This is a genomic window from Pseudomonas sp. 910_21, from assembly GCF_052850735.1.
Window position 1 is genome coordinate 1 of the sequence record NZ_VXCY01000013.1, and the last position, 19,634, is coordinate 19,634.

The 19,634-nt window shown below is 64.9% G+C and carries 16 protein-coding genes and 2 pseudogenes; 4 read left to right on the top strand and 14 right to left on the bottom strand.

Annotated features, from left to right (window positions below; all coding sequences use genetic code 11):
- Window positions 1-229 (top strand): annotated as a pseudogene (locus FW796_RS30440) (acetyl-CoA C-acetyltransferase); the annotation flags it as partial.
- Window positions 230-262: 33 nt separating this feature from the next.
- Here the strand turns inward: FW796_RS30440 and FW796_RS30445 are convergent.
- Window positions 263-1,186 carry a LysR family transcriptional regulator gene (locus FW796_RS30445; protein WP_446440588.1) on the bottom strand — a complete coding sequence of 308 codons (924 nt, stop codon included), beginning with the start codon at window positions 1,184-1,186 and terminating at the stop codon, window positions 263-265.
- A gap of 129 nt (window positions 1,187-1,315) precedes the next feature.
- On the opposite strand from FW796_RS30445, the gene lysA reads away from it, so the two are divergent.
- Window positions 1,316-2,548, top strand: a complete 1,233-nt coding sequence (lysA, locus tag FW796_RS30450) for a diaminopimelate decarboxylase (RefSeq protein WP_446440589.1) — start codon at window positions 1,316-1,318, stop codon at window positions 2,546-2,548.
- 7 nt (window positions 2,549-2,555) lie between these two features.
- Here lysA and FW796_RS30455 read toward each other — a convergent pair whose 3' ends face one another.
- Together FW796_RS30455 and FW796_RS30460 are read right to left on the bottom strand one after the other, a co-directional pair.
- A complete protein-coding gene (locus tag FW796_RS30455) occupies window positions 2,556-4,280 on the bottom strand; it encodes an alkaline phosphatase D family protein (protein WP_346636372.1) in 1,725 nt (574 codons plus the stop codon).
- Window positions 4,281-4,316: 36 nt separating this feature from the next.
- The gene (locus tag FW796_RS30460) at window positions 4,317-5,753 is read right to left on the bottom strand and encodes an MFS transporter (RefSeq protein ID WP_446440590.1); all 1,437 of its coding nucleotides are present in this window, start codon (window positions 5,751-5,753) and stop codon (window positions 4,317-4,319) included.
- A gap of 127 nt (window positions 5,754-5,880) precedes the next feature.
- On the opposite strand from FW796_RS30460, the gene FW796_RS30465 reads away from it, so the two are divergent.
- Both FW796_RS30465 and FW796_RS30470 read left to right on the top strand, forming a co-directional pair.
- Window positions 5,881-6,804 (top strand): LysR family transcriptional regulator, encoded by a 924-nt coding sequence (locus FW796_RS30465; protein ID WP_446440591.1) that lies wholly within the window; start codon window positions 5,881-5,883, stop codon window positions 6,802-6,804.
- 26 nt (window positions 6,805-6,830) lie between these two features.
- On the top strand, window positions 6,831-7,286 hold the full coding sequence (locus FW796_RS30470) for a hypothetical protein (RefSeq protein WP_446440592.1): 456 nt from the start codon (window positions 6,831-6,833) through the stop codon (window positions 7,284-7,286).
- 73 nt (window positions 7,287-7,359) lie between these two features.
- Here the strand turns inward: FW796_RS30470 and FW796_RS30475 are convergent, their stop codons facing one another.
- From FW796_RS30475 to FW796_RS30525, 11 genes and pseudogenes are all read right to left on the bottom strand, one after another.
- The gene (locus FW796_RS30475; RefSeq protein WP_446440627.1) at window positions 7,360-8,496 is read right to left on the bottom strand and encodes a methyl-accepting chemotaxis protein; all 1,137 of its coding nucleotides are present in this window, start codon (window positions 8,494-8,496) and stop codon (window positions 7,360-7,362) included.
- Window positions 8,482-9,399, bottom strand: a pseudogene (locus FW796_RS30480) (cache domain-containing protein); the annotation flags it as partial. The pseudogene FW796_RS30480 and the gene FW796_RS30475, both read right to left, overlap by 15 nt.
- Window positions 9,400-9,654: 255 nt before the next feature.
- Complete coding sequence (locus FW796_RS30485; protein WP_346636367.1) at window positions 9,655-10,071, bottom strand: fascin domain-containing protein; 417 nt, start codon at window positions 10,069-10,071, stop codon at window positions 9,655-9,657.
- A 324-nt stretch (window positions 10,072-10,395) separates the two neighbouring features.
- Window positions 10,396-10,689 (bottom strand): DUF3144 domain-containing protein, encoded by a 294-nt coding sequence (locus FW796_RS30490; protein ID WP_047285710.1) that lies wholly within the window; start codon window positions 10,687-10,689, stop codon window positions 10,396-10,398.
- A gap of 212 nt (window positions 10,690-10,901) precedes the next feature.
- A complete protein-coding gene (locus tag FW796_RS30495; RefSeq protein WP_446440593.1) occupies window positions 10,902-12,014 on the bottom strand; it encodes a site-2 protease family protein in 1,113 nt (370 codons plus the stop codon).
- Between the two features lie 150 nt (window positions 12,015-12,164).
- Window positions 12,165-13,193 (bottom strand): RNA 3'-terminal phosphate cyclase, encoded by a 1,029-nt coding sequence (rtcA, locus tag FW796_RS30500; protein ID WP_404939258.1) that lies wholly within the window; start codon window positions 13,191-13,193, stop codon window positions 12,165-12,167.
- 8 nt (window positions 13,194-13,201) lie between these two features.
- A complete protein-coding gene (locus FW796_RS30505) occupies window positions 13,202-13,990 on the bottom strand; it encodes a nucleotidyltransferase domain-containing protein (protein WP_346636364.1) in 789 nt (262 codons plus the stop codon).
- Window positions 13,991-14,005: 15 nt separating this feature from the next.
- Window positions 14,006-14,635 (bottom strand): hypothetical protein, encoded by a 630-nt coding sequence (locus FW796_RS30510; RefSeq protein ID WP_446440594.1) that lies wholly within the window; start codon window positions 14,633-14,635, stop codon window positions 14,006-14,008.
- A 16-nt stretch (window positions 14,636-14,651) separates the two neighbouring features.
- Window positions 14,652-15,995: a HEAT repeat domain-containing protein gene (locus FW796_RS30515; protein WP_404939254.1), complete on the bottom strand. Its 1,344-nt coding sequence runs from the start codon at window positions 15,993-15,995 to the stop codon at window positions 14,652-14,654.
- A 4-nt stretch (window positions 15,996-15,999) separates the two neighbouring features.
- Complete coding sequence (locus FW796_RS30520; RefSeq protein ID WP_041117328.1) at window positions 16,000-17,226, bottom strand: RtcB family protein; 1,227 nt, start codon at window positions 17,224-17,226, stop codon at window positions 16,000-16,002.
- A gap of 761 nt (window positions 17,227-17,987) precedes the next feature.
- Window positions 17,988-19,538 (bottom strand): RNA-binding protein, encoded by a 1,551-nt coding sequence (locus FW796_RS30525; protein ID WP_404939252.1) that lies wholly within the window; start codon window positions 19,536-19,538, stop codon window positions 17,988-17,990.
- Window positions 19,539-19,634: the final 96 nt, after the last annotated feature.

Consider the following 19,634-nt stretch of genomic DNA (forward strand, 5'->3'; position numbering starts at 1 on the left):
TGAAGCCTTCGCCGCACAATCCCTGTCCGTGGCCAAGGAGCTGGAATGGGACGCGAGCAAGGTCAACGTCAACGGTGGCGCCATTGCCATCGGCCACCCGATCGGCGCGTCGGGCTGCCGGGTGCTGGTGACCCTGCTGCATGAAATGCTCAAGCGCGATGCCAAGAAAGGTCTGGCGACCCTGTGCATCGGCGGCGGTCAGGGCGTGGCATTGGCCATCGAGCGCTAGGGTTTCCTCGCCACACTAGAGGCGCTGTTGCAGTTACAGCGCCTGCACTAGCCTGCTCAACTGCTCATCCAGACGCCCCGCCTCACCCCGCAACGACTCGCAGAAGCCCTCGACAAAACTCGATGAAGGCCGGTAGTCAGGGCGGATCAGCATCACTCGATACGGCACCGACAACTGCAACGGACGGATCGCCAAGCCACGCCCCACCTCTTCCATGGCGCTCAAGGGATTGATGATCGCCACCCCCAGTTTCTGTCGCACCATGGCGCACACCGAGGCGGCGTTGGTGGTTTCCACCACCACCCGGCGGTCGACCCCGGCCTGGCGAAAGTGCTCGTCCAGGGTCTGCCGGTAGATATCCAGGCCCGAGAGGTTGATGAAGTTCTGCCCACGAAAATCTTCAGAGGCCAGCCGCGACTTGACCAGCAGCGGATGGTCGTCCGGGAGGATGCAGACCATGTCGGCGCAAAACAGCAGTTCCCCCTGGGTGCCTCGTGGCAGGTGCTCGCTTTCGGTGAGGCCCAGGTCATGGCGCTGGGCACTGAGGGATTCTTCCAGCAGCGGCGATTCCTGGGCGGTGATGCTCAGGCCGATCCCCGGGTGCCGCTCCTGGAAGTGCTTGCACACCCTCGGCAGCAGGGTCTGGGAGAACAGCGGCAGGCAGCTCAGGCTCAATTGGCCATGCTCGAAACGACGGATCGACTGAGCCACGCTGTTGATCCGCTCCAGCCCCACATAGGCCCGTTCCACTTCCTCGAGCAGCAGCATGGCCTGGGCCGTGGGCAGCAGGCGCCCGCCTTCACGGTCGAACAGGCGCAGGCCGGAAAGCGCTTCCAGCCGCGCCAGTTCCCGGCTCACCGTGGGCTGCGAGGTGAACAGCAGGCGCGCGGCGCCAGTGACGCTACCGGCCTGCATGATGGCGCGGAATACTTCGATGTGCCGCAGTGAGATGTCCATGAACAAAGGCTCGCTTGATCGCTCGACCCATATCAAATCTGAATCATGTAACAAAGAATAGATATTTTATTGAATAGCCAGAAATCGGCATGCTGCAGCCACTCTCACTGACCACAGACCGCAATCGCCATGGCCATTCCCTTCTCTCCCGCTCAACTCGTCGCCGCTGCCCGCCAATATGGCACCCCGCTGTGGTGCTATGACGCCGCCACCATCCAGGCGCGCATTGCCCAGTTACAGGCCTTCGACGTGGTGCGCTACGCGCAGAAAGCCTCGTCCAACCTGCACCTGCTGCGCCTGATCCGCGAAGCCGGGGTGCGGGTCGACGCCGTATCCCTGGGGGAAATCGAGCGGGCCCTGCTGGCCGGCTTCAGCCCGGTCGATGCCGGTATCGTCTTCACCTGCGACCTGTTCGACGAAGCCACCCTCAAGCGTGTGGTGGAGCTGCAAGTGGAAGTCAACGCCGGCTCCATCGACATGCTCCGTCAACTCGGGGAACAGTCCCCGGGGCATCGGGTCTGGCTGCGGATCAACCCGGGCTTCGGCCACGGTCACAGCCGCAAGACCAACACCGGCGGCGAGAACAGCAAGCACGGCATCTGGCACGATCAGGTCGACGAAGCCCTGGCGGTGATCCGCCAGCACGGCCTGCACCTGGTGGGCCTGCACATGCACATCGGTTCCGGGGTCGACTACGACCACCTGGAGCAAGTGGGCGCGGCCATGGTGGCGGCGGTGAAATCCCTGGACCACGACATCGAGGCGTTCTCCATCGGCGGTGGCCTGTCCACCCCTTACCGCGACGGCGACACTGCGGTGGATGTGCAGCGCTACGCCAATGCCTGGAGCGTTGCGCGCCGGGAGATCGAGGCCTACCTGGGCCACGGCGTGCGCATGGAAATCGAACCGGGGCGTTTCCTGGTGGCCGAGGCCGGTTGCCTGGTCAGCGAAGTGCGGGTGGTGAAGACCGCCGGCCAGCATCACTTCGTGCTGGTGGACACCGGCTTCAACGACCTGATGCGCCCGGCCATGTACGGCGCTTACCACGGCATGAGCCTGCTGGACGCCGCCGGCCAGCCGGTGCAGCGCCCGCAACAGCTGACCGTGGTCGGCGGCCCGCTGTGCGAGTCCGGCGACATCTTCACTCAGGACGACGAATGCCTGACCCCGCGCCTGCTGCCCCAGGCCCAGGTCGGCGACCTGCTGGTGCTGCACGACACCGGCGCCTATGGCGCCAGCATGTCCTCCAACTACAACAGCCGGCCGCTGCTGCCGGAAGTGCTGTTCGCCAACGGCCAGCCACAGCTGATCCGCCGGCGCCAGCCACTGGCCGACCTGCTGGCGCTGGAACTGGGGCTGTAAGGCGCCGTTACCAGGGCTCCAGCCGCAGCCGTTCCGGCTGGTTGTTGACCCCATCGTCCTGCTTGCGGGTCACCAGCGGCTCACCGTCGGCGCCGTAGAACTGCACCACCAACTCGGCGCTGTCGGGATGCAAGTCAAGACGGGCGAAGTTATCAGCCTGGGTAAAGGCCCAGGTGTGGTAATCCATGGTGTGGGTACCGTCGAGGAGCGCAAAGCTGTCCGGCGTCTGCGGCGCCGTTGAGTCGTGCACGTAACCGGCCGGGTCACCGTCGGCAAAGGGAAAGGGCCAGTAGAAGGCCGACGAGGTGACGGCGTAGGACTTCAGGGCCTGACCCGCGGCACTGAACGCCAACCGGGAAATGTTCGAGCAGTGAATGTCTCCGGACAGGAACACCACGTTCTGCACCTGGTGCTCGATCATGGTTTCCAGCACCGCGCGCCGCGTGGCGGGGAAAGCCGACCAGGAGTCGCTGTCGTTCTTGTGGCGCACGGCATCAGAGTCTGTGCCCACGGTATCCACACCGTTGGGCACAAAGACGCTGGAAGTGACCACGAACTTGGGGATGTTGCCCCGATCCTCTTGCATGTGCCGCAACCAGGCACACAGCCGGTCGAGCTGACCCGGTTCGCTGGGATGCAATGAAGGACGGCCCAGCAGATGGTTGTCCTCCAGGGCGTCCGGCACATCGTCGAGAAAGCGCTGGGTACGGGTGTCAAGCACGAAGAACGGGTAGTTGCCACAAGAGAAGTCATAGAACAGCTGGTTGGTCTGCAACTGCTGCAGGTACTTGTCGTCACCGGTCATGGCCCGGCCATGGACATAGCTGTCGGCAAAGCGCGGTCCATGGCTCCACTGGTAGCTCATGTAAGCCCCCATGGCGAAGTTGAACAGCAGGCGCTTTTCACGGTCCTTGCGAATCCGGTCCTGGGTCCAGTTGTCCTCGATCTCGTGGTCGTCAAGGATCATGTAGGTGGGCAGGTGGGCCAGCAATTGGCGGATGTTCGGCGAGCCGAAGGCGCTGTGGTAGCGCTCCTCGAATTCCTCGAAAGTATCCGCCAGGCCCACCGGCACCAGGCGGTTGAACAGGTCGGCATAGATCTGGTCACCCACCATCAGCACCAGTTGCGCATCCCCATGGTCCGCCAGCATCGGCCCGAAGATGGTGTCGGAATGCTTGCGTTTCCACAGCAGCCCCGGGTAGCGGCAGGACCCCAGCAAAAAGCTCAGGGGCGCCGGTTTGGCGGCGGCGCTGGCGTGGGTGGTGAACTCGGCCTCGACGTACATCTTGTCGACCCCGGTGCGGTTCAGGTCATTGGCCCAGGCCCCAGGCTCGGGCAGGCGCTGCACCACCGACTCGCTGGAAACATCATCATCGTTGTTGCCCGAGTCATCGACGTTGAGCGACGCCATGCGCACCCGATACCGGGTGTCAGGCGTCAGCAAAAAGGGCTTGAGCTGCTTGCGCGCGGCCTGGCTGCCCCACAGGCTGGTGTCCACCCCGAGATTGAAAGTGCCGGTACGGTGATACTCGCGTCGCAGGCGAAAGTAGAAGATGTTGTCCGCCGCGACCCGGCCGTTGCTGCCCACCACGCCAATCACGCCGATGGTGCGGATATCCTCCGCCACGCCCTTCTCGTCCAGGGCATCGGAAGCGGCGATCCATAAACGGCAGGACGTATCGGTGGTGTGCCCGACAATCGGGCCTAAAGAAGGAGTGCGAAGTGTGCTCACGGTGACCTGCTCCTTGGTGGGGTGTGCAGGCCAAGCTTAGTTCGGGCGCGGCAACCGACAAGCCCGATCAGGCGCCTCGGACAACCGGTCGCAACGGGCGACAATCAGCGCCAGCAGCATCAAGACGGCGGCGACCGCAAAGGTCCAGTGCATGCCGCGGGCCACCGCCGCGACATCGGCAGGACCGCCCTCGCCCGTCTGCGACATCCCGGCAAACAACGCCCCCATGGCGGCGGCGCCGCTGATCAGACCAAGGTTGCGTGACAGGCTCAACAGGCCCGCCGTCAGCCCCCGTTGCTGCGCTGTCACGTCGAGCATCACCAGGCTGTTGTTGGCGGCCTGGAACAGCGCATAGCTGGCGGTCACCAGGGCAATGGGCAACAAGTACCCCGCCAGCCCCAGGCTCGCGGGCAACAGTGCCAGCAGGCACAAACCGATGAACATGCCCAGCAGCCCGAGCCGGCACAAGAGCCGGGCGCCGAGCCTATCCACCAGGCGCCCGGCGGGCACCCCACTCAGGGTCGCCACCAGCGGGCCCAGGGACAGGCACAGGCCCACCCAGACGGTCGCCAGCCCCAGCCCCTGGGACAGATAGAAAGGCCCGATCACCAGAGTGGTCATGATCACCGTGGACACCAGCAGGCTCAGTAGCAGGCTGCGGCGCAGTTGCGGCCGGCGCAGCAAGGCAGGCTGAAACAGCGGCGCGGCGGCCCGTCGCTCTACCCACGCCAACAGCACGCCCGCTGCCACCGCTGCCGACAACAGCCCCAGGTTCAACAGGGCCAGCGGGTTGTCCCCCAGGGTCAGGGCCAGGGCATAGGCACCCAGGCTCAGGGCCAGGAGCACAGTCCCGGGAAGATCGAAAGCGCTGGCTGAGGTGGCCTTGGGGTCCTCGGGCAAGCAACGCCAGGCCAGCAGCCAAGCGAGTAGTCCCAACGGCACATTGACCAGGAAAATCCAGCGCCAGCCAACACCGGCCAGCAACAGGCTGCCCAGGGACGGACCCAGGGTGGTGCCCAGGGCCGACATGCTGCCCAGCACGCCCATGGCCGTTCCCGTGTGGGCCTTGGGTAGCGCATCGCCCACCAGGGCCATGCTCAGGGCCAGCATCAGTGCCGCCCCCAGGCCTTGCAGGGCCCGGGCCGCCAGCAGCCAGCCGAGGCTGGGGGCCAGGCCACAGAGCAGCGAAGCCAGAGTGAACAGGGCGATCCCGCCCAGCAGCACCCGGCGCCGACCCAGCAGGTCTCCCAGGCGCCCGGCGCTGGCAATCAAGGTGGTGATCACCAGCAGGTAGGCCAGGACAATCCACTGCACCTGCTGGAAGGATGCCTCCAGGCTCCTGGCCAGGCTCGGCAGCGCAGCGTTGGCGATGCTGGTGTCCAGGGACGGCATCAGCATCGCCAGCGACAGGCTGGCCAGGGCCCAGCGCGCCCGGGGTTGAAGCGCGGGACGGTTCGACTCAAGGGTGGGCATTGCGCAGACTCCATCAAGGCATTGCCCGCAAGCCTATGTCCGCACCAGACCCGGCGGAAGACGCAAGCTTTGCAGTTAATTGATGCACGCAACGCCATGTCAGCTTTAGGCGTGCTAGATTCCGCCCATGTCGACTCCCGATCTGAATCTGCTACTGACCCTGGACGTACTGCTGAGCGAAGGCAGTGTGGCCCGGGCCGCCCTGCGCCTGAACCTGAGCCCGTCGGCCATGAGTCGGGCCCTGTCCCGCCTGCGCCAGGCCACTGGTGACCCCTTGCTGGTCCGCGCCGGACGCGGCCTGGTGCCCACACCCCGGGCGCTGGAGCTGCGCCAGCTGGTCGGGCCGCTGGTGGAGCAAGCTCAGGCCGCCCTGCGCCCGGCCGAGCAGATCGACCTCAGGCAACTGGTACGCACCTTCACCCTGCGCAGCCGCGACGGTTTCGTCGAGAACTTCGGCCCGGCACTGGTCAACCGCCTGCGGGCCGAAGCGCCCGGGGTACGGGTGCATTTCGTGCCCAAGCTGGACCGCGACAGCAAGCCCCTGCGCGAGGCCAGCGTCGACCTGGAAACTGCAGTGATCGATGCCGACACCAGTCCCGAATTGCGTACCCGGGCGCTGTTTCGCGATCGCTTCATCGGCGTGGTGCGCAGCGGCCATCCCTTGAGCCGCGGCCCGGTGAGCCTCGACCACTACCTGGCCGGCCAGCACATCCTGATGTCCCACCAGGGGCACGACCACGGCCGTATGGACGATGCTCTGCAGGCCCTGGGCCGGCAGCGGCAGATCGTCACCCTGGTCAGCGGTTTTTCCGCGGCCCTGGCCCTGGCCCGGGGGTCGGACCTGATCGCCATGGTGCCCGAACGCCATACCAGCAACCTGCGAGAAGGCCTGCACAGTTTCAGCCTGCCGGTGCCGCTGCCGGAGATGACCATTTCCCTGCTCTGGCACCCGCGCATGGAGGCCGATCCGGCCCATCGCTGGTTGCGCCAATGCGTCCACGAACTCTGCAGCGATACCACCGCTACCCTACCCGGCGGCCACCACCGCTGATGCCCCTTGATCGTCGAGACTCTGCAATGCCCTCACCCTCACTCGCTGTACCCGTTGCCCCCCTCAAGTACCTGCCCGCCCTCGTCGCGCTCCTCTGGGGGCTGTCCCTGGCAGTCGTCCGGGCCTGGCAACCGCTGGATTACTTCTGGGAAAACTTCGCCGCCTACTGGCTGCCCCAGGGGCTGATCCTCGGCCTGCTGCTGTGCACCCGGCCCACGCCGGCGCTGTTCACCGGGGTGGCCCTGGCCCTGGCCGCGCACCTGCAGCTGTTCAGCCTGTGGATCAGTTCCCCGGAGGACGCCATGGGCTGGCTGTTCTACCTGTTCGACTTTCCCGGCGCGCTGATCGGCGCCGCCATCGCCCGTTTCCTGGCCACGCGCGTGGCGCCCGGCAAGCCGCTGATCAATGGCCTGCTGGGGATCGGTTGGGTGTCGTTGGGGCTGTTGCTGAACTTCAAGCTGATGATGTTCAGCCAGATCTGAAACGGGCCGGCGACTGCGGCCCGGGGGGGACTGCAACCCGCCCGGAGCACTGGCGGCCCGGGCAGGCAATGCCTCAGCTGTGGCCCTGGCTGAGGTTCGACAAGCGCCCGGACAGGGCCTGCATCGCCTCGCTGACCTTATCCAGGGCCTGGGCGTCCCGGGCGTTGTCCTCGCTAATGCCGTGGATACGCACCGCCAGTTCGTTGATCTCCTGGGTCACATGGCTCTGCTGCTGCGCCGCCACAGCAATCTGCTGCGCGCGCTGGGAAATATCGTCGAAGCTGGTGACAGTGCTCGACAGTGCCTGCGACGCGCCGGAGGCCTCGCCCACGGCTTCACGGGTACGTGCTTCGCCGGCCTGGATGGCCTGCACCGCCTGACGTGACGCCAGCTGCAGATCGCTGATCATGCCGCTGATCTCGTTGGCCGAGGTCTGGGTCCGGCCGGCCAGGGTCCGCACCTCATCCGCCACCACGGCAAAGCCGCGGCCTTGCTCGCCGGCCCGAGCGGCCTCGATGGCGGCATTGAGCGCCAGCAGGTTGGTCTGCTCGGAGATGGCCTTGATCACATCCAGCACCGCGCCGACCTGTTGGCTGTCCTGTTCCAGGCGCTGGATCACCGCAGTGGCCTCGGCCATTTCCGTGGACAGTTGCTGGATCGACTGACTGTTGGCCGCTACTCGCTGCTGGCCGTCCTGTACCACCACCAGGGACTGGCGGGCGGTGTCGGCGCAGTTGTTGGTGTTCTGCGCCACTTCCAGGGCGCTGGAGGACATCTCGGTAATGGCCGTGGCCAACTGGGTGTTTTCCTGGCGTTGCTGCTCGGCCCGCTGGGCCAGGGTGCCGCTCAACTCGCCCAGGCGCCCGGCCTCGTTCTGCAACTGCCGGGCTTCGCTGGCGATCTTCTGCAGCATCTGCCGCAACTGCCCGGCGTAGCGGTTGACCGCGCCGCGCAAGGCACCGATCTCATCGGCCCGGGCCACGTGCAACTCGGCGTTGTCCGTGGCCTGGCCACGGCCCAGGGCGTCGATCTGCTGAGTGGTTTCTTCCAACTGGGCAATCAGCTTGTGCCCGCCCAGCCAGGCGAAGAACAGCAGCAGGGCCAGCAACGGCAAGAGAAACACCAGGATCTCGGTGGTCATGGCCCGGGCCAGGCCGGTGACCTTCTGCTCCGGGGTCACCAGGCCAATGGTCCAGCCACTGCCGGGCATGCTGAACAGACTGACCCGCACCGCTTCCTGCAGCCGGCCATCTTCCGCCAGATCCAGGCTGCGCACCTGCCCGGCAGGCGCCGCCTTGGCCAGGGCCTCGGCCACCGGATGCAGCCAGGGCTGCTGCTTGCTCAAGGCCTCAAAACTGAGCATCTGCCCACCGCCACCGGCCTGGGCATCGGGGAAATACAGGACATTGCCGGCCTGATCCAGGGCAAAGGCATAACCGCCGGTGACCGAACCCTGCTCCTTGAGAAAGCGTGCCAGGTCATCCAGGCGCAGGTCGATGGTGGCAACCCCGGCAAAAGTGCCGTCCTGACGATAGGGCACGCTGCACGTGGTCATCGGCACCTGGGTCACCGGGTCCTGGTAGGCCTCGGACCACAGGCAACGCCCCGGCGCACTGTTGCGCGCGCCGGTGTACCAGGCTTCGTGGTGATAGCCGGCGCTGCCGGCAGCGTTGTAGTCATCGGAAAACGCCAGGGGCCCGGCATCGCTGCGGGCCCAGAAGAAACTGCGGCGCTCGACGCCCGCCTCGAAGGCATTGGGTTGCGGCCAGATACCGCCACCGGCAATCGCCTTGTCGCCTTCGTGGTCGATCACCTTGGGCAAGGTGGCCATGACCAGCGCCTGCTCCTTGGGCAGCCCCTCCACCAGATGGGCCATGCTGGCGGTCACCCCTTCGATCCCGGCCAACTGCAAGGCCAGTTGCCGGACGATGGCACTGCCGGTCTGTTCGATCAACGCCGAGCTCGCCTCCACCACTCTGGGCTGCCCCCGCAGGGTCATCACGGCAAATACCGCCAACGCCGTGAACAGCAACAGCAGCACACTGCCGAGGGTCAAACGATGAGACAGACGAACCGGTAGCAAGGCCATGACGAACTCCATATCAATAGGCATTCAGAGCTTATCGACCAGGGTCATGGATCACTTGAGAAAAGAGTGACGCCGGTCACGTTTTCTGTGACCAGTATGTGTGTGTGTGTGAATACCCGCGACCGGCTCGACAACGGCGCTGATGACAGCACTGACGCTCGACAGAGCGTGTCCGGCCCTGCACCACGGGTTCAATCGGTGGACGAATGCTCGCACCTGCGAAAGACCGTCACCGTCTTGCCCCGGCCGGCGCCTGGGAGCTACTCGATCACCCGGGCATCAACCTTCCAGGACCAGCATGAACTGGCTGAACCGGTCGATCCCGTCCTTGGACAACTCGAGCCCTGTCTCGCCCATCCGCGACATCCACTTGCCGTTGTCGCCGCGCAGGGAAATCTGCCCGCTGGCGGTATCGATGGCATAGGCGAATTGGCAATACTGATCGATGCTGTCCTTGGACAACTCCAGCCCCGTCGCCCCCATGCGCGACATGAACTTGCCTGTGTCGCCCTGCAGCGCGAGTTTCTTGTCGGTGCCGATTTGCACCAGCACCACCCGGAACTTGCAGTATTGGTCGATGGAGCCCTTGGAAAGCTCAAGCCCGGTCGCGCCCATCCGCGACATATAGTTGCCCGAGTCGCCGCGCAGCGAGATGACACTACCGTTTTCAATGACACGTTGTGGAATGACGATCATGGTTGGCACTCCTTGCTGATTAGGTGTGTTCCTGTGGGTCGCGGGGCCTGAAACCACCGGGCCGTCGGCCTCCCTGAGAAGGAGGTATGACGACCGGCAAGGCTTGCCGCAGGCGCAGTGTAGTTGAGCCCCTGGCGGCGCTCGGGATGGCCGCAAGACAACAGGACCAACGGTTGCCACGGTCCTGGAACGCTCAGATCAAAGGGCTATGCAAGGTGCGCGGCAGACAACCCGAGGCGATAAGTGCCCGGGTTGCAACGGGGCAGCAAGCGACTGCCCGACCGACTCACGAAAGCGGCCTGGGCAAGACCGCGGCGACTGTTTTCAATCCGGATTGGCGTTCATGTAGCGCGAGTAGTTCTCAACGTAATCGGTGAGGTTCTCCTCCAGCATCAGGCGAAACTCCTCAAGGAAATAGTCCACCGCCTGCTGCTTGGACGCCGCCAGTTCCTCGGCATTGCGGCAACCGCAGGCGCTGACCCAGGCGCTGAAACGCGCGTTGGCGTACATCAGCGAAGCGCTGGCCTTGCCCCGGCTGCTGTCGGCAATGTGAGAGTTGGTCAACTCGATGATGGCGTCGGCGCGGTTGAAGAAATCCTGATCCGGTTCGTTGGCCACGGGGTGTTCCTCTTGCTGGGTAGGGAAAATAAAGCGCCGGAGTATAAGAGTTTTGCGCGCGCATACCGATCACTTTCGCCCACTGCATCCCCCCGGCAGAAACCGGCCCGCCGGCGAAGAGGCCGGTCAGCCCGGCGCCCTCCTCAGGGACGCCTTCGCTGGCAAGCCCGGGGCTCCCCTGACTCTCACGAACAGCCGGCGCAACGGCCGGGCTATGGCTTCGGCAGGGCCCGCAGGTGCTCGGCCAGCAGGGCTTCGCTCTGGCCTTGAGAGAGCACCACGCAGTTCTGCGCCGCCTGCAGTGCTTGCTGCATATACGCCTCGCCCTGTTGTCGATCACCCTCAAGGATCGCCTGCAAAGCCAGGCAGCGCGGCCGCAGCCAAGGCGCATACCAGTCGACATCGGCTCCCATCGGTGCGTTCTTCAGGACGCTGGCGTCGCGCTGCAGATAGGCACGGCTGAAGGCCAGTTCGCCGCGCAACAACTCGATCACAACGCTCATCCCCGTGAGCTCCCCGGCCCGGGCTTCAAGCAGCTCATCCAGCTCCTGCTCCATTTGCAGCACCCCGGGCCAGTCGCCCTGGTCCTGCCTTGCGTTGAGCCGGTAGCCGAAAGCGACCAGGGGTTCTGGCATGGCGCCCCGGGCCAGACGTTCAAGGTCCTGGGCCGGCAGCTGCGCGCTGGGGACACCAGACACGGTCAAGGCCAGCAGGCGCGCCTGGGCCAGTTCCGGACGTTGATCGTCGCGATGCACATACCAACTCAGCAAGAGCATGCCGTCGCTGGGTGATACCCGCCAGGCCGGCAGCAGGTTGCCCACCCCCATCACCAGATTGATGACGGCAAAGGCCAGGGCAATGGCGCCGGGCACCCCTTGCCAGTGCAACCCCAGCCCCAGGGCCGCACCGCCCACCAACAGGTTCAGCAGCGGCCCGCTCAGCGCCACCACCATCCACTGACCACGCAACGGCCGTTGCGGATTGCTTGCGGCCATCACGTAGCCCCCCAGGCGATTGCGCTTGAGCTGCGGCGACCACCGCAGGCGCCAGCCGCGGCGCAGCACCTGCAACTCCACGGCAGCAATCCGTACCTGCAACACCGGCATCCCACACCAGCGGGCGCCCAGGTAATGCCCGCCTTCATGCACCAGCACGCTGATGATCACCAGCAACGAGGCCAGGAACATGGCAAGAAAGGGCTGCAACCCGGACTTGATGGTGAGCCCCAGCACCAGAGCGGCGAGAAACCAGCCACTGAGCAACACCACGCGCTGCACCATCGTCAGCAGTTTGTTCAAGGCCTTGAGCCAGGCGTTGCCATCCATTGCGTACTTCCCTGAGAGTCAAACCAACCGTTGCACAAACTGTAGGAGCCGGCTTGCCGGCGAAGAGGCCCTTGAGCCCTGCATCATCCTCAGAGACGCCTGCGCTGCAGCAGGGCGAGAACGTCCGGATGGCGCAGCACTCTACACAGGTCAAACCAGAGCGTGACACTCCACGCGCAGCCGTTGCTCGCTCAGCAAACGCGATTCGATACGTACCGGCAGGAACGCTTCGATCACCCGCATGTTGCTCTCCAGATGCTCGGTCATGCGCGGCGTGGTGAAGCTGCCGCCACCAGCCAGGGCCATGGGCAGCAGCAGTTGATCGGCCAGGTGCTCAGCCACCGCCGCGCCGGAATCCAGCCAGTCCCGGGCCTGATCGATGGCGCCGTCGGCAACCTTTTCCGCCCGCAGGCTGTTCTGGCCGAAACCGCTGAACAGCTCGGTCAGGTGCTCGAAGGCGAACTCCAGCAACAGCACATTGCCCGGGCCGTATTGTTCATCCAGCTGCACCGCGGTGAGGTGCTCCCGAGGCAGTTCCAGACGATTGTGCACCCGACGCAACTCGCGCTCCGCTACATGCTCGGGCAGGCCCGCGCTCAACGCCCAGGCCCGACTCCCCAGCAATGCGCCACGCTCCTCCAGGTGCAGGGGCTGCAGCACCGACGGTTGGACAAAGGCCTCCAGCTCACCACCGCCGGCCGGGACAAAGCCGTGGCGCAGCAGTTGCAGCTCGACCCGCCCCCCCATGCGCCGCAGCTGTGGCAACCAGGCCTGCTGGAGAAAATCCACCGGCGGCGCCAGGGGATTGTGGGTGCCGCCGCTGATGCTCACGCGGCTCGGCTGCGGCGCCTGCAACAAGGCCGGCAGCAGAGTCTGCAGCACCAGGGTGCAACTGCCCGCAGTGCCGATGGCAAAGCGGTAGTCGCCGCCACGGATCGGCCCCGGCTCGAAGCTCAGCGCCTGGGAGCCGAGCTCGACCCCCGAGGTCTTGGCGCCACAGACCTGAGCCGCAGCCTGCACCGCCGTCAGGTGCTGACGCAGCAACCCCGGGCGGCTGCGCCGGGCACGAATATTATGAATGCGCAGGGTCTTGCCGCTGATCATCGACAGACTCAAGGCGCTGCGCAGTACCTGACCGCCGCCGATGGCGCCGTCCAGTTCGATTACATCCTGTTTCATCACATTCCTCAGGCGTAGTGCCGGACCGTTTCTCGCAAGTAGGCGTCCAGCAACGCGTTGTCTTCATGGGTACGCGCCAGTTTCGGCACCGGGCGTTCCAGCTCGGCGGCGATAAAGGCGTGCAGCGCCTGGCGCCGCGGTCCGTAGGCGGACTCGTCGGCACTGCGCTTCAAGGCCAGCAGCTCAGCCACTTCGTCCAGCAGTGGCTGATGGTCGACGGTGGTCAGCAGATCGGCAAAGGTCATCGGCGGTCGGCCGCGGCCCTGGTCGATCCAGCGCACCGCCAGCAACGGCCGCAGCACGTAGAAGTACTTCTTGAAACGCACGCTGTCGCCTTGCAGGTAACCGCGAAAGTTCTTCTTGGCCATCGACAGATAATGATTGCGCGCTGCCGGCGGGCTGTAGAACGCCTCCGCCAGCTCGCGCAGGCGCGCAGCGGCGACCGGCTCGCTGCGATACACCAGGGGCGAATCCAGCCATTCCAGCAGGGTCGGGTTGGACTTGCGCAACAGCCCGAGGGTCTTGCGCAGTTCCCAGCCGCTGATGTCCAGCTCGTCATCCAGGGGTCGCTCGATCACGTCGCGCCCGGCATCGACCTGGATGAACCACTCGGGCTTTTCCACATAGACAAAACGCACGTCGTAATCACTGTCGGTGGAGGCAAAGCCCCAGGCCCGACTGCCGGATTCGCAGGCATACAGCACCTGCACATTGCGCTCGCGCTCGATCCGCGCCAGCTCGGCCAATACCCGTTCGCGCATGGCGCTGCTCAGGGGATGGCGCTCTAGGTGTTCCATGATCCTGTTCCTTGTTCAATCCGTGGCGCTGGCGACCAGCACACTCAGGGTCCGGCGCTCGGGGTTCCACACCGTCAGGCACCAGACGCCCCACCACTCCAGGCCTTCGTCGAAATACTCACTCCAGGGCTGCAAGTGCGGCCCCATGTCCGGCGCCTGACAGTCCAGTTCCAGGTTGCCCACCCAGTTGATCACCTGGGGCTGCTGTTCGGGGTCCAGCCCCAGCAAGTCCAGCCATTGGCCGTACACCTGCCGAGCCTGCTCGGCGCCGCCAGGGAAATGCAGCCCATATGGCGGCTGGCGAAACGCTCGGTACAAGGCCAGGTCCTGCTGCTCCAGGTTTTCGCAGACCAGCTGCCGGACTTGTTCCTGGCTGAGTACCTCAGGCAGCGCACGCTCTGCTTCCCAGCGTAACTGCGGTTCGCCAACGTCGGCGTAACGCGGGTCCTGACGCAGTTTTTCCAAGGCCTCGCGGCGCGAGGCCATCAAGTGCTGATACAGGTACTGCAATCCCTGGCGGTGCAAGGCTTGATTCACCTCAACACCCGGCTCCACCGTCAGCCGCACAAAATCGAACACGCAAAACGCCGCTTGCAGTTGTTGGCGCAGCGCCCGGCTGTGCTCATCTTCAAATGGGCTCAACATCTCGGCTCTCCCTTCTTCACAGCAGCCGTTTGGCCGAACCGGCGGGCAGTTCCCCGGCCGCTTCCATGGCCTGCAAACGCTGCACCATGGCTTCGCGCAGCGGCTTGGGGGTGACCGGGTCGAACATCCCGTAGCGGCTATCGCACCAGCGCGCCAGGGTCTCGCGCCAATAGGCGGCTTCACTGCCGCCCTGCCCCAGGCGCCACAGCAGGTACTCCAATTGACGCCAGCCCGGCTTGAGGGCCAGCAGGGCCCAGCGCCGCGCCTTGGGCAGCTCATGCCAGTGCTGATCCAGACGCTGTTCCAGGGCCTCGTCGAACACCGCCCAGGGTTGCTCGTGCAACAGTCCCAGCGCGCAGTTGAAGACCTTGTCCGAAGCATCGTCCAAGGCTTGCAGTTGCTGAGCCATGCCGCGCTCGCCCAGGGTCTGCAGGGCCAGCAGACGCACACTCGGCGCCGGCGAGGCCAGGGCCTGTTGCACCATGGCGTCGGCCCGGGGCTCCTGCAGTTCCTTGACCAGTCCCAGCAGGCCCAGCCAACCACGCTTGTTCCGTGGTGCCGGTAGTTGCAGGCGCTGCAGCAACACCTCACGCGGGTCCAGCCCGTGACGGGGCGCGGCCCAATGGGCCAGGCAACGCAAGGCCCCCGAAGGGTCCAGCAATGCCTGACTCAGATACTCGCGAGGATCGGCCAGCAACGGCAGCAACAAGCGCAGAGCCTTGACCCGCACACTGGCACCGCAGCTGTGCATCACCTCTTCCAGCAAAGGCACGGCCTGCGCGGCCGGCAGTTCGGCGCAGGCATCCACCGCCATCTGCCGCACACTGACCTCACGGTGGCGCAGAGCCCGAGCCAGCAGCGCCGCCCGATCCTGCGCCCCTTCGAGCAACAGTTCGAAGACAAAGCGCGCAGCCTTGCCCCGACAACCGCCAAAAGCGTCTTCAACTTCTTTGCGTACCTGGGCCAACTGCAACACCGAACGCGCCCGCTCCAGGGTCGCGCCGTGGTCAGCGCGCTGTTTGCCGGCCAGGGCCAGCAGCGGTGTCAGGCTCTGCAACAGCAGCTCGGCGCGCTCGGGTGCCAGATAACCCTCGAGCGCCGCGGCCGCCTCCTGGCGCACCTGGGGCACCCAGTCGTTGAGGCGTTCCAGCAAGGCCGCCAAAGCCTCGGCCGAGGGCTGCGCGGCCAGGCCGCGCACGGCGGCCTGACGCACGAAACCGTTGCCGAAGCGGCTCAGTTCCAGCCAGGCGCTGTGCCTGTCCAATTCGTCCATCACTTCCCGCACGCGGCGGGCTTCGTAGTCGCTCAGCTGGTAATGCCAGCCGGGCGGCGCCGCTATCAAGGCGTCCATGTCGTCCATTGTTCTACCCCTTAACGCACACCACCTGACGCAGGGTGTGCAGCACTTCCACCAGCTCGCGCTGGGCGTGCATCACTTGGTCGATGTCCTTGTAGGCCATCGGGATTTCATCGATCACCGCTTCGTCCTTACGGCACTCCACATGGGCGGTCGCGCGGATCTGGTCGGCCAGGGTGAAGGTGTTCTTGGCCTTGGTGCGGCTCATGGTACGCCCGGCACCGTGGCTGCAAGAGCAGAACGCCTCTTCGTTACCCAGCCCGCGAACGATGAAGCTCTTGGCCCCCATCGAACCCGGAATGATCCCCAGCTCGCCCTTCTTCGCCGACACCGCGCCCTTGCGGGTCACCAGCACCTCTTCACCGAAGTGGCGCTCCTTCTGCACGTAGTTGTGGTGGCAGTTGACTGCCTCCAGCGCCACTTCGAAGGGCTTGCTGATCACCTTGCGGGTGGCCTGGATCACCAGTTGCATCATCAGCTCACGGTTTTGCCGGGCAAAATCCTGGGCCCAGGCCACGGCTTCCACGTAATCGTTGAAGTGCTGGCTGCCTTCCTCGAAGTAGGCCAGGTCGCGGTCCGGCAGGTTGGCGATATGTTGACGCATATCGGCCTGGGCCAGGTGAATGAACAGGTTGCCGATGGCGTTACCTACGCCACGGGAACCGCTGTGGAGCATGAACCAGACACGGTTGGCTTCATCCAGGCAGACCTCGATGAAGTGGTTACCTCCGCCGAGGGTTCCCAGGTGCTGGCGGTTGTTGCTGTTGGCCAGCGCCGGGTACTTATCGGTGATCGCCTTGAAGCGCGGATGCAAGGCCGCCCAAGCCAGGTCGGTCTGCTGCGGCACATCACCCCAGGCACCTTTATCGCGACCGCTACGGGGCGAGGTACGGCCGTGGGGCACCGCCTGCTCGATGGCGCTACGCAACCCGGCCAGGTTATCCGGCAGGTCGGAGGCAGTCAGCGAGGTACGGGCGGCGATCATTCCGCAACCGATATCCACCCCGACCGCGGCCGGGATGATCGCGCCCACCGTGGGGATCACGCTACCGATGGTCGACCCCTTACCCAGGTGCACGTCCGGCATCACAGCCAGGTGCTTGAAGATGAACGGCATCTTCGCGGTGTTCATCAACTGCTGGCGGGCTTCGTTTTCCACGGGCACGCCCTGGGTCCACATCTTGATCGGCTTGCCGTTGGCGACTTCCAGCAGTTGGTAGGTTTTGTGTTCCATGTCGTTGACTCTTTTTCCTGTGGCCGGTGATTCGGCCTTGTTCAATAGGTTGTGCAGGAGCCGGGGCGCAGCAGACGATCTCGGGGGCCTCTTCGCTGGCAAGCCAGCTCCTACGGAGTTGCGGTGTTCGGTGCAGACGGCGACAAGTGGAGGTGGAACATGCAGCGCGCTCTGCCTCTGAGCTAGCACCTTGCGGTGAACGGGACTCGAACCCGCGACCACGCTGTCCTGTAGTTCCACCGGCATTCGCCGGGTCAATCGGTGCAGGCCGGGCCTGCGGGCAGCGACAAGGGAACAGGCACATTTGCTCTACCAACTGAGCTACAGCCTTGCGGCTGGCGGGGTTCGAACCCGCGACACCATGTAGTACCTGTGGCATTCGCTGCCATCCCGCCGAGGCGGGGAAAAAGATGCGACGACAAGGGTCGATGAAACATTGCGTTCGTGTTCTGACCATTGAACCACGGCACCGTTTTCCAGCACCGGCGGGAATCGAACCCGCATCTCGAACCTGGGATGTAGTTCCATCAGCATTCGTCGCAAAAAACCAAAGGGTGGCACGACAAAAGGAGTGACTGATAGCCGGAGTCGAACCGGCAGAACCAGGATGTACAGCCACTGGCATTCGTGCCCTCACCGGCCCTGACAAAAGTTGCTGAGACGTCTTTGGATGTAGTCACAGCGGCATTCAGGGCCAATGATCAAAAAGTCTGTGGGGTGCGCCGGCTGGCCGGCGCACGGTTTATCTCATGTTCCAGCGATCAGAGCGGCATCGCCTCGATCGCCTCCACCCAGTGCTGCGCACCGTAGTTGCCTGCGGTGAACTGTTCGATCACATCGAACACTGCGTCACTGAAGCCGCCGACGTTGAGGATGTCCTCGCGGTCTGGCGCCTGGGTCGTGGCGCCGGGTTGCATATCGATGCACACCAGCCGCGCCTGCGGATTGATGGCACGGATCCGCTCCCATTGGCGCATCGTTTCCGTGGCCCCATGACGCCGCGCATCGATCCACGACTCGTTGTCCGAGACCAGGATCAGGGTGTCCACGCGGCACTTGGCGTTGGCCAGTTGGGCCAGGGGTGCCGAGCAGTTGGTCCCACCACCACCGATGTCCGCCAGCTTCTGGGCGTTGCTCATCACGCTGTCCCGAGGGTTGAGGCGGATGTTCACCACCTCCCGCTCGAACGGCATGACCCGCGCCGCCGGCTGCTTGCGCAGCACCGCTGCCGCCACCAGTGCCGCCACATCGATGCAACGCACCGCCGTGGTAGCGCCCTGGCGATAGCCGGTGACCGGACTGTGCATCGACCCCGAGACATCCGGGCACACCACCACGTTGCCTTGCAACGCCGGGACGTTGGCCAGAGACAGTTCCAGGGCATCCTGCAGCGCCTCGCGGACCAACTGCGGTACATCCTCACCAGCCATGCGGTAGGCCGCCAGCAGTTGGTACGGGTAAACCCGGGCCTTGGCCACTTCACCGGCATCCGCCAGCCGCGCCGCCACATACTCAGTGCAACCCGGCACCTGGAACGCGCCGTGGCGGGCCAGGGTGTTGAGGTTCATGCGCAGTCCCTGCCAGCCCATGTTGCGGGCCTGAGCGGCCCATTGCTCGGCACTCAGCGTCTCGTTGCCCAGCAACTGGAACGGCACCTGCGGCACCTGGGTTGTCGCGCCACTGCGAAACGCCAGCAGTTCGCGGGTCAGCTCAGGCAACGCCTGCACATCCACCGGCTTGCCGATCAACCAGGCAAAGAAGGCTTCACGCCAGGCTTCACTTGGCTTGGGGTGAACCATCTTCACCACGTCCGCCAGGGACGGCTGGTTGCCCACCGAGGCCTGCAACAGCTGGCGCTCGGTAGCACTGTTCAACCAGTTCTGCACCAGACGCTTGGGCTGCGATCCCAGGGATCTGCGCCCGGTCACGCCGCTGCGCAGGATCTGCACGAAGTTGCGCAGCATCTTGCCGTTGTCCACTACCTGAGCGAACAGCTCCGGTACCAGGGCCGAGCGTTGCGCCGTCAGCGCCGCCAGCAGCAGCGCCGGCATGTCTTTCATATGGCCTTGCTGCCGAGCGTAACGGGCGGCCTGGGCGACGAAGCGGCTGTCCAGTTCGCTCACCAATTGCAGTACCGCTTCCAGTTGACCTTCAGGCGAGGTGTAGAAGGTCGAGTTCAGGCAACCGGTGACCGCCAGCTGGGCCAGGCGATGCTTGGCGTTGTAGGCATAAGCCGGTGCCTTGGAAGCGTTCAGGGTGGTGCTCGCTGGCGCTTTTGCCTGTTGGGTGTTGAACAGCTGGAAGTTGGCCATCTTGGCGTCTCGCTCTGTTGTCTTGTTCGTTGCCAGATACAATGCAGCCGCTGTGCCAGGTTTTGTTTTTCCAGCAAATTATTTTTTAACTTACTG

What these genes read in the sequence shown, in the direction of transcription:
- FW796_RS30495 (WP_446440593.1), bottom strand. Translation starts at nt 12,014, where the DNA reads ATGGATGGCAACGCCTGGCTCAAGGCCTTGAACAAACTGCTGACGATG.
- rtcA (WP_404939258.1), bottom strand. Translation starts at nt 13,193, where the DNA reads ATGAAACAGGATGTAATCGAACTGGACGGCGCCATCGGCGGCGGTCAG.
- FW796_RS30505 (WP_346636364.1), bottom strand. Translation starts at nt 13,990, where the DNA reads ATGGAACACCTAGAGCGCCATCCCCTGAGCAGCGCCATGCGCGAACGG.
- FW796_RS30485 (WP_346636367.1), bottom strand. Translation starts at nt 10,071, where the DNA reads ATGATCGTCATTCCACAACGTGTCATTGAAAACGGTAGTGTCATCTCG.
- lysA (WP_446440589.1), top strand. Translation starts at nt 1,316, where the DNA reads ATGGCCATTCCCTTCTCTCCCGCTCAACTCGTCGCCGCTGCCCGCCAA.
- FW796_RS30465 (WP_446440591.1), top strand. Translation starts at nt 5,881, where the DNA reads ATGTCGACTCCCGATCTGAATCTGCTACTGACCCTGGACGTACTGCTG.
- FW796_RS30475 (WP_446440627.1), bottom strand. Translation starts at nt 8,496, where the DNA reads ATGCCCGGCAGTGGCTGGACCATTGGCCTGGTGACCCCGGAGCAGAAG.
- FW796_RS30460 (WP_446440590.1), bottom strand. Translation starts at nt 5,753, where the DNA reads ATGCCCACCCTTGAGTCGAACCGTCCCGCGCTTCAACCCCGGGCGCGC.
- FW796_RS30445 (WP_446440588.1), bottom strand. Translation starts at nt 1,186, where the DNA reads ATGGACATCTCACTGCGGCACATCGAAGTATTCCGCGCCATCATGCAG.
- FW796_RS30515 (WP_404939254.1), bottom strand. Translation starts at nt 15,995, where the DNA reads ATGGACGACATGGACGCCTTGATAGCGGCGCCGCCCGGCTGGCATTAC.
- FW796_RS30470 (WP_446440592.1), top strand. Translation starts at nt 6,831, where the DNA reads ATGCCCTCACCCTCACTCGCTGTACCCGTTGCCCCCCTCAAGTACCTG.
- FW796_RS30525 (WP_404939252.1), bottom strand. Translation starts at nt 19,538, where the DNA reads ATGGCCAACTTCCAGCTGTTCAACACCCAACAGGCAAAAGCGCCAGCG.
- FW796_RS30520 (WP_041117328.1), bottom strand. Translation starts at nt 17,226, where the DNA reads ATGGAACACAAAACCTACCAACTGCTGGAAGTCGCCAACGGCAAGCCG.
- FW796_RS30510 (WP_446440594.1), bottom strand. Translation starts at nt 14,635, where the DNA reads ATGTTGAGCCCATTTGAAGATGAGCACAGCCGGGCGCTGCGCCAACAA.